At 68.9% G+C, this 12,421-nt stretch carries 11 protein-coding genes; 6 read left to right on the plus strand and 5 right to left on the minus strand.

From position 1 onward, the window contains the following. The first annotated feature begins 10 nt into the window (after positions 1-10). The 3 genes from QFW81_RS07250 to hflD are packed head-to-tail and all read left to right on the plus strand — an operon-like array spanning position 11 to position 2,192. Positions 11-475 carry an NUDIX hydrolase gene (locus tag QFW81_RS07250; protein WP_280578018.1) on the plus strand — a complete coding sequence of 155 codons (465 nt, stop codon included), beginning with the start codon at positions 11-13 and terminating at the stop codon, positions 473-475. After that, entirely contained in the window at positions 472-1,593 is a 1,122-nt protein-coding gene (gene mnmA, locus QFW81_RS07255; protein WP_280578019.1) for a tRNA 2-thiouridine(34) synthase MnmA, read from the plus strand. The genes QFW81_RS07250 and mnmA overlap by 4 nt, the downstream gene beginning before the upstream one ends. Then, complete coding sequence (hflD, locus tag QFW81_RS07260; RefSeq protein WP_280578020.1) at positions 1,590-2,192, plus strand: high frequency lysogenization protein HflD; 603 nt, start codon at positions 1,590-1,592, stop codon at positions 2,190-2,192. The genes mnmA and hflD overlap by 4 nt, the downstream gene beginning before the upstream one ends. 25 nt (positions 2,193-2,217) lie before the next feature. Here hflD and QFW81_RS07265 read toward each other — a convergent pair whose 3' ends face one another. The 4 genes from QFW81_RS07265 to QFW81_RS07280 form a co-directional block, all read right to left on the minus strand. Further along, positions 2,218-2,538: a DUF3817 domain-containing protein gene (locus QFW81_RS07265; RefSeq protein WP_280578021.1), complete on the minus strand. Its 321-nt coding sequence runs from the start codon at positions 2,536-2,538 to the stop codon at positions 2,218-2,220. A 118-nt stretch (positions 2,539-2,656) separates the two neighbouring features. Beyond that, positions 2,657-5,248 (minus strand): bifunctional aconitate hydratase 2/2-methylisocitrate dehydratase, encoded by a 2,592-nt coding sequence (gene acnB, locus QFW81_RS07270; RefSeq protein ID WP_280578023.1) that lies wholly within the window; start codon positions 5,246-5,248, stop codon positions 2,657-2,659. Positions 5,249-5,278: 30 nt separating this feature from the next. Continuing rightward, the gene (locus tag QFW81_RS07275; RefSeq protein WP_280578024.1) at positions 5,279-5,677 is read right to left on the minus strand and encodes a type II toxin-antitoxin system VapC family toxin; all 399 of its coding nucleotides are present in this window, start codon (positions 5,675-5,677) and stop codon (positions 5,279-5,281) included. Further along, the gene (locus QFW81_RS07280; RefSeq protein WP_280578025.1) at positions 5,674-5,880 is read right to left on the minus strand and encodes an AbrB/MazE/SpoVT family DNA-binding domain-containing protein; all 207 of its coding nucleotides are present in this window, start codon (positions 5,878-5,880) and stop codon (positions 5,674-5,676) included. Before QFW81_RS07280 ends, QFW81_RS07275 begins: the two co-directional genes overlap by 4 nt. Positions 5,881-6,046: 166 nt before the next feature. Here QFW81_RS07280 and acnA point away from each other — a divergent pair, with 166 nt between their 5' ends. After that, positions 6,047-8,821: an aconitate hydratase AcnA gene (gene acnA / locus QFW81_RS07285; RefSeq protein ID WP_280578026.1), complete on the plus strand. Its 2,775-nt coding sequence runs from the start codon at positions 6,047-6,049 to the stop codon at positions 8,819-8,821. A 153-nt stretch (positions 8,822-8,974) separates the two neighbouring features. On the opposite strand, the gene QFW81_RS07290 is transcribed toward acnA, so the two are convergent. Then, the gene (locus QFW81_RS07290) at positions 8,975-9,376 is read right to left on the minus strand and encodes a nuclear transport factor 2 family protein (RefSeq protein ID WP_280578027.1); all 402 of its coding nucleotides are present in this window, start codon (positions 9,374-9,376) and stop codon (positions 8,975-8,977) included. A gap of 269 nt (positions 9,377-9,645) precedes the next feature. Here QFW81_RS07290 and QFW81_RS07295 point away from each other — a divergent pair, with 269 nt between their 5' ends. Both QFW81_RS07295 and QFW81_RS07300 read left to right on the plus strand, forming a co-directional pair. Further along, entirely contained in the window at positions 9,646-11,319 is a 1,674-nt protein-coding gene (locus QFW81_RS07295) for a long-chain fatty acid--CoA ligase (RefSeq protein ID WP_280578028.1), read from the plus strand. Positions 11,320-11,493: 174 nt separating this feature from the next. Further along, positions 11,494-12,420 carry a crotonase/enoyl-CoA hydratase family protein gene (locus QFW81_RS07300; RefSeq protein WP_280578029.1) on the plus strand — a complete coding sequence of 309 codons (927 nt, stop codon included), beginning with the start codon at positions 11,494-11,496 and terminating at the stop codon, positions 12,418-12,420. Position 12,421: the final 1 nt, after the last annotated feature.

Consider the following 12,421-nt stretch of genomic DNA (forward strand, 5'->3'; position numbering starts at 1 on the left):
TCCTCCCCCGATGAGCTACCGCGAAGGCCGGTTCTGGCAGCCCGACGTCACCGTGGCCACGGTGGTGGTCGACGGCGGTCGCCTGCTGTGCGTGGAGGAACGGGTCCAGGGCCGCCTGGTGCTGAACCAGCCGGCCGGCCATCTGGAGCCCGACGAGACCCTGCTCGATGCGGCGCTGCGCGAGACCCGCGAGGAAACCGGCTGGGACGTGCGCCTGACCGCCTTCGTGGGCGCCTACCAGTGGAAGGCGCCGGAGACCGGCCGCCACTACCTTCGGTTCGCCTTCGCCGCCGAGCCGCTGGCCCACGATCCCGGGCGGCCGCTCGACGAGGGCATCGTGCGTGCGCTGTGGATGACCCCCTCGGAACTGCGCGCGGCGGCCGACCGCCACCGCAGCCCGCTGGTCTGGCAGGCGGTGGCCGACCACCTCGCCGGGCGCCGGCACCCGCTCTCGCTGGTCTCACAGCTGGGATGAGCGCGCCGCGGACCGTGGTGGGCATGTCGGGCGGAGTCGACTCCTCGGTCGCGGCAATGCGGCTGCGCGACGCCGGCGAGTCGATCGCCGGCCTGTTCATGCAGAACTGGAACGAGGACGGCGACGGCGAATGCCGGGCCGAGGACGATCGTCGCGACGCGGTCGCGGTCTGCGGACGGCTGGGGATCCCGATCCACTTCCGCGACTTCTCGCACGAGTACTGGAGCGGCGTGTTCGAACACTTCATCGCCGAGTACGCCGCCGGCCGCACCCCCAATCCGGACGTGCTGTGCAACCGCGAGATCAAGTTCAGGCATTTCCTCGACGCCGCGCACGGCCTGGGTGCCGAACGCATCGCCACGGGCCATTACGCCCGCGTGGCCCGGGCCGGCAGCCGCTGGCAGCTGCTGCGCGCGGTCGACCGCAGCAAGGACCAGAGCTACTTCCTGCACCAGCTCGGCCAGGCGCAGCTGGCGGCCACCGTGTTTCCGCTCGGCGACCTGCCCAAGACCCGCGTGCGTGAACTCGCGCGCGAGGCCGGCCTGCCCACCGCGGCGAAAAAGGATTCGACCGGCATCTGCTTCATCGGCGAGCGCGATTTCCGCGGTTTCCTGTCGCGCTACCTGCCCGCGCGCGAGGGCGAGATGCACACCCCCGACGGCCGCGTCGTCGGCCGCCACCCCGGCGTGTTCTATTTCACCCTGGGACAGCGCGAAGGCCTGCAGATCGGCGGCGTGCGCGGCTTCGGTGCGGCGCCCTGGTACGTGGTGGGCAAGGACGTCGCGCGCAACGTGCTGGTGGTTGACCAGGGGGCGGACAGCCCCTATCTCCGTTCGTCACGGCTGTGGAGCGAACCTGCGCACTGGATCGGCGGTACGCCGCCGGCCGCACGCTTCGACTGCAGCGCCCAGACCCGATACCGGCAACAGGAGGAACCCTGCCAGGTGAGCATCGATGAATCCAGCGGACGCCTCGAGATCGCGTTCCGCCAGCCGCAACGGGCGGTGACGCCCGGCCAGTCCGTGGTCCTGTACGACGGCGAGGTGTGCCTCGGCGGTGCGGTCATCGCCGCCACCGATGCGCCGCTGGAACAGCAACTGCGCGGGGCTGCGGCATGAGCGACGACCGCGTCCTCGCGCTGGCCGGCCTGGTGCAGGCGCTGAAACAGGTGCGCCGCATCGCCGAGACCGGCCAGGCCGATGCCGCCGTGCTGGGCACCTGCCTCGACAGCGTATTCCGCATCGACGCCGCGTCGCCCGAGGACGTCTACGGCGGCGCGCACAACCTGCGCCCGGGACTGTTGCTGCTGCGCGACTACCTGGCCAGCCAGGGCGATGATCCGCAGTTGCCGAAGCTGGCGCTGGCCGTGACCCAGCTCGAGCGCCGGTTCGTCTCCAACGACGCGGTGGGCGAGCGCGTGCACGAGGGCATCGTGGCGCTGAAACCGAAGGCCGATGCCCTGGGCAGCAGCCACCCGGACGTGCTGGCGGCGCTGGGGAGCCTGTATGCCGACACCGTGAGCCACCTGCGCCCGAAGGTCATGGTGCAGGGCAATCCCCATTACCTGGGGCAGGCGGGCGTGGTGGCGGAGATCCGCGCGATCCTGCTCGCTTCGCTGCGCTCGGCGGTGCTCTGGCGCCAGCTCGGCGGCAGCGTCTGGGACCTGTTCCTGCGCAAGCGCGCGCTGCAGCAGTCGATCGAGAGCTGGCTCGACTGAAACGTTCCCCGTGGGGTGAACGGCGTCAGCGGGCCGACAGCAGCCCGCGGCGACGGAACCAGACTTCGACCGGGAGCGTCGCCAGCGGGGGCACCGCGGCGACCAGCGCCACCAGCAGCGCCCACAGCGGCCAGCGCAGGCGCACGCCCGCGCCCACCGCGACCACCACGTAGAGCAGGAACGCCGCGCCGTGCAGGCGTCCGAACAGCCACACGCCGAGATCGGTGGTGCCGGTGCCGTACTTGAGCAGCATCCCGAGCAGCAGGCCGGCCCAGGTGGCGGCCTCGACGAAGGCGACGATGGCGAATACCCGGCCGGCGGGGGCGAGTCTGGCGGAATCGGTCATGTGGGTCAGGGTTCCGGGCGCCGCCGCGGTAACACGGGGCGCGCAGTCGTCACTCGAGAGGACGGGCAACGGTGCAGCCGGCTGACGCGCCCGTCTTCAGGCGCGTCTACCGTCAGGCTCAGGCGGCGACGCCGGCGGCCGTGTCGCGGTATTCCTCGATCTGGTCGAAGTTCATGTAGCGGTAGATCTCGGCGCCCTGATCGTTGATCACGCCGATGTCCGCCATGTACTCCTCCTTCGTGGGAATGCGGCCCAGGCGCGAGCAGATCGCCGCCAGTTCCGCAGACCCCAGGAACACGTTGGAATTGCGCCCCAGGCGGTTGGGGAAGTTGCGGGTGCTGGTGGAGAACACGGTCGCGCCCTCTCGCACCTGCGCCTGGTTGCCCATGCACAGCGAGCAGCCCGGCATCTCCATGCGCGCGCCGGCGGTGCCGAACGTGCCGTACACGCCTTCCTTGGTCAGTTCGGAGGCGTCCATCTTGGTCGGCGGCGCCACCCACAGGCGCGTGGGGATGTCGCGCTTACCTTCCAGCAGCTTCGCCGCGGCGCGGAAGTGGCCGATGTTGGTCATGCACGACCCGATGAACACCTCGTCGATCGCCGTGCCGGCCACGTCCGACAGCGACTTCACGTCGTCCGGATCGTTCGGACAGGCCAGCAGCGGCTCGTGCACGTCGGCCAGGTCGATCTCGATCACCGCCGCGTACTCGGCGTCGGCATCGGGCTCGAGCAGCTGCGGGTCGGCCAGCCACTCCTCCATCTTCGCGATGCGGCGCGCCAGCGAACGCGGGTCCGCATACCCTTCCGCGATCATCCACTTCAGCAGCGTGATGTTGCTGGTGAGGTATTCGATGATCGGCGCCTTGTCGAGCCGCACGGTGCAGCCGGCCGCCGAACGCTCGGCCGACGCATCCGACAGCTCGAACGCCTGCTCCACCTTCAGGTCCGGCAGGCCCTCGATCTCGAGGATGCGGCCGGAGAAGATGTTCTTCTTGCCCTGCTTGGCCACGGTCAGCAGGCCGGCCTTGAGCGCGTAGTACGGGATGGCGTTGACCAGGTCGCGCAGGGTCACGCCGGGCTGCAGTTCGCCCTTGAAGCGCACCAGCACGGATTCGGGCATGTCCAGCGGCATCACGCCGGTGGCGGCGGCGAACGCGACCAGGCCCGAACCGGCGGGGAACGAGATGCCAACCGGGAAGCGCGTGTGCGAATCACCGCCCGTGCCGACGGTGTCGGGCAGCAGCATGCGGTTGAGCCAGCTGTGGATCACGCCGTCGCCGGGTCGCAGCGCGATGCCGCCGCGGGTGGAGATGAACTCCGGCAGGGTGTGGTGGGTCTTCACGTCCACCGGCTTCGGATAGGCCGCGGTGTGGCAGAACGACTGCATAACGAGATCGGCCGAGAAGCCCAGGCAGGCCAGGTCCTTGAGCTCGTCGCGGGTCATCGGGCCGGTGGTGTCCTGCGAACCCACCGACGTCATCTTCGGCTCGCAATAGGTGCCCGGGCGCACGCCCTGCCCTTCCGGCAGGCCGCAGGCACGGCCGACCATCTTCTGCGCCAGCGAGTAGCCCTTGCCGCTGTCGGCCGGCTGCTGCGGCAGGCGGAACAGGTCGGTCACCGGCAGGCCCAGGGACTCGCGCGCACGCGCGGTCAGGCCACGGCCGATGATCAGCGGAATGCGGCCGCCGGCACGCACCTCGTCGAACAGCACCTCGGACTTGACCTGGAATTCCGCGATGACCTGGCCGTCCTTCAGCGCCCTGCCCTCGTACGGGCGCAGCTCGACCACGTCGCCGTGATCCATCTGCGACACGTCCAGTTCGATCGGCAGCGCCCCGGCGTCTTCCATGGTGTTGTAGAAGATCGGCGCGATCTTGCTGCCCAGGCACACGCCGCCGGCACGCTTGTTGGGGATGAACGGGATGTCGTCGCCGGTCCACCACAGCACCGAGTTGGTGGCGGACTTGCGGCTGGACCCGGTGCCGACCACGTCGCCGACGTAGGCGACCAGGTGGCCCTTGTCCTTGAGCGAGAGGATCTCCCGGATCGGCCCGCGCCTGCCGTCCTCTTCCGGCACGAAGGGCGCGTCGGGGCGCCGGTTCTTCAGCATCGCCAGCGCATGCAACGGAATGTCGGGGCGGGTAGTCGCATCGGGCGCCGGCGACAGGTCGTCGGTATTCGTCTCGCCCGGCACCTTGAACACGGTGACGGTCAGCGACTGCGGCACTTCGGGCCTGCCGGTGAACCATTCGGCATCGGCCCAGCTCCGCAGCACGGCGCGGGCGTTCGCGTTGCCGGCCTTCGCCTTCTCCTCCACGTCATGGAAGGCGTCGAACACCAGCAGGGTCTTCTTCAGTCCGTCCGCCGCGATCGTGCCGACCGCGGGATCGTCGAGCAGGTCGACCAGCGGCGCGACGTTGTAGCCGCCGAGCATGGTGCCCAGCAGTTCGGTGGCGCGCTCGCGGCCGATCAGCGGGGTCGACTCGGTGCCGAAGGCCAGCGCAGCCAGGTAGGACGCCTTGACCTTGGCGGCGTCGTCGACGCCTGCCGGCACACGATGGGTCAGCAGGTCGACGAGGACGCCTTCCTCGCCCGCCGGCGGATTCTTGATCAGTTCGATCACGTCCGCCGTCTGCTGCGCGCTCAGCGGCAGCGGCGGCACGCCGAGGGCGGCGCGCTCGGCGACATGGTGGCGATAGGCGTCCAGCATCGGAATCTCCGGGAATCGGGTGGAAAGGGGTCAGGCCTTCGGCACGATGAGCTTCAGGCCCTTGAAATAGTCGCGATGGAACGTGGCATCGAACGTCACCAGGCCGTCGCACTGCAGCAGGGCGTGCGCACCGACCAGGAAATCGGCGATCGGGCGCGGCTCGCCACTGCGCTGGCGATGGCGCCGCAGCATCTCGCCCGCGCGCAGCGCGGACTTGGATTCCAGCGCGCTGAAGTGCACACCCATCTCCTCGATCGCCGCCAGCGCCTCGGCGCCGTTGCGCAGCGCCGCGCTCACCTGCGCCAGGGCGGCGTCGCACACCACCACCCGTCCCCCGCCCAGGCACTGGCGCAGGCTGGTCTCGACGGCGTCCGCGCGCGGCCCGTCGGCCAGCAGCTCGACCAGGACCGGGGCGTCGACCGCGATCATCCCTTCGCCTTGCCCGGCTCGGCGCCCGCATCGAGCGCGAACTTGCCGCGCACGCGCGAGATCGCGTCGTCGACGTGCTTGCTCAGGATGATCCGGCTGCCCTCGAGCTCGACCTTGAGCACGCTGCCCTTGGTCAGCCCGAGCGCGTCGCGCACCGCCTTGGGCAGGGTGATCTGGCCGCGTTCGGCGACGGTGGCTTCCATCACGGGCTCCCTGGATGCAACGGTATGGACGAATTATACATACTTCATGGTCCATACTGGTGGTCCCATACTGGCCTCGGCCCCGCGTTTCCGTCGCCGGTCCGCCACACGGACCGGCGTAGACTCGGGGCCAGCCTGAAGCCCGCAGCCACAGGAGCCCCCCGTCATGGCCGATTCCTTCTCCACCCGCCGCACGCTCGAGGTCGGCGGCCAGTCCTACGCCTACGCGAGCCTGCCCACGCTCGGCGAACGCTTCGACATCGCCCGCCTGCCCTACTCGCTGAAGATCCTGCTGGAGAACCTGCTGCGGCACGAGGACGGCGTGACCGTGCTGCCGCAGCACATCGAGGCGCTTGCGCGCTGGAACCCGGAGGCGGCGCCCGACACCGAGATCGCCTTCATGCCCGCGCGCGTGGTGCTGCAGGATTTCACCGGCGTGCCCTGCGTGGTGGACCTCGCGGCGATGCGCGACGCGGTGGTCAAGCTGGGCGGCCGGCCCGAGCAGATCAATCCGCTGATCCCCTCGGAACTGGTGATCGACCACTCGGTACAGGTGGACGTGTACGGGCGGGCGGATGCGCTCGACCTCAACGGCAAGATCGAGTTCCAGCGCAACCGCGAACGCTACGGCTTCCTGCGCTGGGGCCAGAAGGCATTCCGCAACTTCAAGGTGGTGCCGCCCAATACCGGCATCGTCCACCAGGTGAACCTGGAGCACCTGGCGCGCGTGGTGATGACCGGCGAGCACGACGGCCAGGCGTGGGCGTATCCCGACACCGTGTTCGGCACCGACTCGCACACCACGATGATCAACGGCATCGGCGTGCTCGGCTGGGGCGTGGGCGGGATCGAGGCCGAGGCGGCGATGCTCGGCCAGCCCTCCTCGATGCTCATCCCGCAGGTCGTCGGCTTCAAGCTGACCGGCCGCCTGCCCGAGGGCGCGACCGCGACCGACCTGGTGCTCACGGTCACCGAGATGCTGCGCAAGCACGGCGTGGTCGGCAAGTTCGTCGAGTTCTTCGGCGCCGGCCTCCAGCACCTGCCACTGGCCGACCGCGCGACCATCGGCAACATGGCGCCCGAATACGGCGCGACCTGCGGCATCTTCCCGGTCGACGGCGAGTCGCTGAACTACCTGCGCCTGTCGGGCCGGGACGAGTCGCAGATCGCGCTGGTCGAGGCCTACGCCCGGGCGCAGGGGCTGTGGCACGAGCCCGGCGCGGCCGAGGCGCGCTACAGCAGCGTCCTGGAGCTGGACATGGACAGCGTGCGGCCCTCGCTGGCGGGTCCGAAGCGGCCGCAGGATCGGGTCCTGCTCGAGGACGTCAAGCGCAACTTCCACGAACACCTCGGCCCGCTGGTGGCCCGCCGCAACGGCGCGCCCAATGGCGGGGTCGAGCGGCAGGTGGAGCGGTTCGAGAAGGAAGGCGGGGGACAGCCGCAGGCCGAACGGCTCGCCGCCCGGCCGGTCTCGACGATCACCATCGACGATGCCGAACACGAGCTCACCGACGGCGCGGTGGTGATCGCGGCGATCACCTCGTGCACCAACACCTCCAACCCTGCGGTGATGCTGGGCGCCGGCCTGCTCGCGCGCAACGCCGTGGCCAGGGGCCTGAAGGCCGCGCCCTGGGTCAAGACCTCGCTCGGACCGGGCTCCCTGGTGGTCACCGACTACCTGAAGAAGGCGGGCGTGCTCGACGACCTCGAGAAGCTCGGCTTCTTCGTGGTCGGCTACGGCTGCACCACGTGCATCGGCAATTCCGGCCCGCTGCCGGAAGCGGTGTCGAAGGGCATCGCCCAGAACGATCTGGCCGTTGCCTCGGTGCTGTCGGGCAACCGCAACTTCGAGGGTCGCATCCACGCCGAGGTGAAGATGAATTATCTCGCCTCGCCGCCGCTGGTGGTCGCGTACGCGATCGCCGGCACGGTGGACATCGACCTGTCCAGCGAGCCACTGGGCACCGGCAGCGACGGACGGCCGGTCTACCTGCGGGACATCTGGCCCACCAACAAGGAAATCGGCGATTTCATCGCCCGCACCATCGGCCCGGAGATGTTCCACAAGAACTACGCCGACGTGTTCAAGGGCGACAGCCGCTGGAACACGATCGATTCGCCCGACGGCGACCTGTACGCGTGGGACGGGGATTCGACCTACATCAAGAACCCGCCTTACTTCGAAGGCATGACGATGGACGTCGGCCGCATCGACGACATCCACGGCGCACGGGTGATGGGGATGTTCGGCGACTCGATCACCACCGACCACATTTCCCCGGCCGGCAACATCAAGCAGGACTCCCCGGCCGGTCGCTTCCTGCAGTCGCGTGGCGTGCAGCCGGCCGACTTCAACAGCTACGGCTCGCGCCGCGGCAACGACGACGTGATGGTGCGCGGCACGTTCGCCAACATCCGCATCAAGAACCTGTTCTTCGGCGGCGAGGAAGGCGGCAACACGCTGTACTTCGGGACGCCGGGCAGCGACGCCACGCCGGAGAAGATGCCGATCTACGACGCGGCGATGAAGTACATCGACGCCGGCGTGCCGACGGTGGTGTTCGCCGGCAAGGAGTACGGCACCGGCTCATCCCGCGACTGGGCGGCCAAGGGCACCAACCTGCTGGGCATCCGCGCGGTCGTGGCGCAGAGCTTCGAACGCATCCACCGCGCCAACCTGGTCGGCATGGGCGTGCTGCCGCTGCAGTTCCGCGATGGCGAGAGCGCCGCCGGCCACGGCCTGGACGGAACCGAGGTGATCGAGATCACCGGACTGGACGACGGCAAGGCGAAGACCGCGACCGTGGTCGCCACCCGTGCCGATGGCACCGAGGTGCGCTTCGAGGTCCACGTGCTGCTGCTGACGCCCAAGGAGGTGGAGTACTTCCGCCATGGCGGCCTGCTGCACTACGTGCTCCGCCAGCTGGCGGCGCGCAACTGACGATTCCGCGCATCGCTGGAGCAAGCCCCGCCCGGCGCAGCGCGCCGGGCGTTCGGGCGCGCCGCGCGGCTGTGCCGGGCCAACGGCATGCCCTCACCCACCATGGCGGCCTGCTGCACTACGTGCTTGCCCAACTCGAACGGAAGTCGAGCACTAGAGGGTCGGCGTCCAGCGGGCGCTGGTGAGCCGCCAGTCGCCCTGCTGAAGACGCCAGCCCGTTTCGACCTCGTAGACGCGCGCACTCTCGGGCAACAGGCGCCCGGAACCTCCCCGGAGCACTGCGGTGAAACGCACGACCGCATGCGTCCCGTCGATGTCCACCTGCAGCGGGCCGGCATCGATGGCGAGGTCGCGATAGCGGAGCAACATCGCGCCCGCGAGTCGTCGGGCGCCGTCGCGGTCGAGGCCGTCGTTGCCGATGAAATCCTCCGCCAGGTGCTGCTGCATTGCAGCAGGATCGCGCTCCTCGATCGCCGACTGCAGCTGCGCCACGGTCTCGCGCAATGCCTGCTCGGGATCCGTGCGCGCGCAGCCCGATGCCAGCAGCGCCAGCAACAGCGCGCACGCCATCGACACTCCGCACCCCGGCCTGTGCCGCCCCACTCCGTCTGTGCCCTGCGCAGCACGCATTCCAGCAAATCCGAGCGTCATGTCGTCCCCTCTGCGGCCCATGCAATGTAAGGCAACGCGCCGGCCAGCCGCACCACATCCACGGCCCGCATGCATTCCCGAGGCGCCTTGCCAGCCTCTGGAGCCTATGCTCCAATCCATACTCAACGGTATCGCACGAAATGCCGGCCTAGCAGTTCCGTGGAGGGGATGGAATGACGATCGAACGTCCGTGGCTCGCGCAATACCCCGCCGGTGTTCCTGCGGATATCGACGTCGACGAATTCCCATCCATTCCGGCCGTGCTGGAACAGTCGATCCGCCAGTTCGGCGACCGTCCGGCGTTCTCCAGCATGGGCAAGGTGCTCACCTACGCCGAGGTGGATGCGCTGAGCCGCCGCTTCGCCGCCTACCTGCTGGGCGAACTCAAGCTCAAGAAGGGCGATCGCGTCGCGATCATGATGCCCAACTGCCTGCAGTACCCGATCGCGACCTTCGGCATCCTGCGCGCCGGGCTCACGGTGGTGAACGTCAACCCGATGTACACCCCGCGCGAACTTCGCCACCAGATGGTCGATTCCGGCGCGAGCGTAATCCTGGTGCTGGACAACTTCGCCAAGACCGTCCAGGACGTGCTCGCCGACGCGCAGATCCGCCAGGTCATCACCACCGGGCTGGGCGACATGCTCGGGTTTCCCAAGGGCGCGATCGTCAACTTCGTGCTGCGCAACGTGAAGAAGATGGTGCCCGACTTCGACATCCCGTCGGCCGTCCGCTTCCGCGCCGCGCTCGACGCAGGCGAGCGCCACGCGCTGCCCGAGGTCGCGATCACCCACGACGACATCGCCTTCCTGCAGTACACCGGCGGCACGACGGGCGTGGCCAAGGGCGCGATGCTGACCCACCGCAACCTGGTGGCGAACATGCAGCAGGCCTCGGCCTGGATCGGGACCAACGTCAGGCTCGGCGAGGAGGTCATCGTCACCGCGCTGCCGCTGTACCACATCTTCGCGCTGACGGCGAACGGCCTGGTCTTCATGAAGTACGGCGCGAAGAACATCCTGATCACCAACCCGCGCGACATGCCGGGATTCGTGAAGGAGCTCAAGCGCGAGCCGTTCACGGCGATCACGGGCGTCAACACCCTGTTCAACGGGCTGCTCAACACGCCCGGCTTCGACACGATCGATTTCTCGAAGCTGCACCTCACGCTAGGCGGCGGGATGGCCGTGCAGCGTGCGGTCGCCGAGCGCTGGAAGAAGGTCACCGGGGTCACCCTGGTCGAGGCCTACGGCCTGACCGAAACCTCGCCCGCTGCGTGCATCAATCCGATGAACCTGGCCGACTACAACGGCGCGATCGGGCTGCCGGTGCCCTCCACCGATGTCTGCGTGAAGGACGAGGACGGGCGCCAACTGCCCGCCGGCGAGGTGGGCGAGCTGTGCGTCAAGGGTCCGCAGGTGATGAAGGGCTACTGGAACCGGCCTGAGGAGACGGCCGCCGCCATCGACGGCGACGGCTGGCTGCACACCGGCGACATGGCGAAGATGGACGACCAGGGCTTCTTCTACATCGTCGACCGCAAGAAGGACATGATCCTGGTCTCGGGCTTCAACGTGTATCCCAACGAGATCGAGGACGTGATCGCGATGATGCCCGGGGTGCTTGAGGTGGCGGCGGTGGGCGTCCCCGACGAGCGCTCCGGCGAGGCGGTCAAGCTGGTGATCGTGCGCAAGGATCCCTCGCTCACGGCGGAACAGGTCAAGGCCCATGCCCGCGAGAACCTGACCGGCTACAAGCAGCCGCGGATCGTCGAATTCCGCGACGAGCTACCCAAAACCAACGTGGGCAAGATCCTGAGGCGGGCCCTGCGCGACGAAACCGCGTGAAAGCGGGGTGAGGCCGCGGGCCCGCGCGGCAGATTCTGACCCTGCGCGGCAAATAGCGCTTGCATACGGCGTGGATTGGGCGCATAGAATCGGCCGGTCGGACGAAGTTCACATTTCCGGCCGCCACCCACCCACGGTCCGACGTGACCCCTGGCGGCCCCTCAGGGGACCCTCATGACCAACGTCGAGCTGCTGCACCGCGACCATTCCTTCAACACCATCCGGGTCGAGCACGACCCGTCCAACGACAGCCTCTGGTGCTTCATGCATGCCCAGCAGGCGTTCGCTGACCCCGCCTACAGGGCCTGTTTCTCGCCGAAGATGCTGCGCGAGTTGCGCCTGTTCGCCCGCCACGCGATCGACACCATCGATCAGGCCGCGAAGGAATCGCCCACGCACCTCGCCCACGTCGTCCTGGGTTCCGACACCCACGTCTTCAATCTCGGTGGTGACCTGGCGCTGTTCCTGAAGCTGATCCAGGCGCGCGATGCCGACGGCCTGCTGCACTACGCCAGCGAGTGCGTGGACAGCATCCACCTGCTGCACAGCCGCATCCATCCCAACGCGCACACCATCGGCCTGGTCGAGGGCGACGCCCTGGGCGGCGGCCTGGAGCTGGCCCTCGCCTGCCAGACCATCGTCGCCGAGAAAGGCGTGCAGATGGGCTTCCCGGAAGTCCTGTTCGGGCTGTTCCCGGGCATGGGGGCGTACTCGCTGCTCACCCAGCGCCTCAGCCCGAAGGTCGCCGAGGACATGATGCTGTCCGGCACCATGTACAGTAGCGACGAGCTGCACCGCATGGGTCTGGTCGACATCCTGGTGCCGAAGGGCGAAGGCGTGCGCGCGGTCCACGAGCTGATCCGCCAGAACCGGCGTTCGGCCGGTGCCCGGCTGGCCCTGCACCGGGTCCGCGAAGGTGCGCATCCGGTCAGCCACGAGGAACTGATGCGCGTCACCCGCATCTGGGTCGACACCGCGCTCCAGCTCGGCGACCGCCAGCTGCGGACGATGGAACGCCTGGTGCGCGCCCAGCTCAAGCGTCCTTCGGATTCCGAAGCCGGGACCGGCAGCGACGCGGCGGGCGGCAACCGGGTGCGCTGAC

Origin of the sequence: Luteimonas kalidii (assembly GCF_029887935.1) — a bacterium.
In the GTDB taxonomy this organism is placed as follows: domain Bacteria; phylum Pseudomonadota; class Gammaproteobacteria; order Xanthomonadales; family Xanthomonadaceae; genus Luteimonas; species Luteimonas kalidii.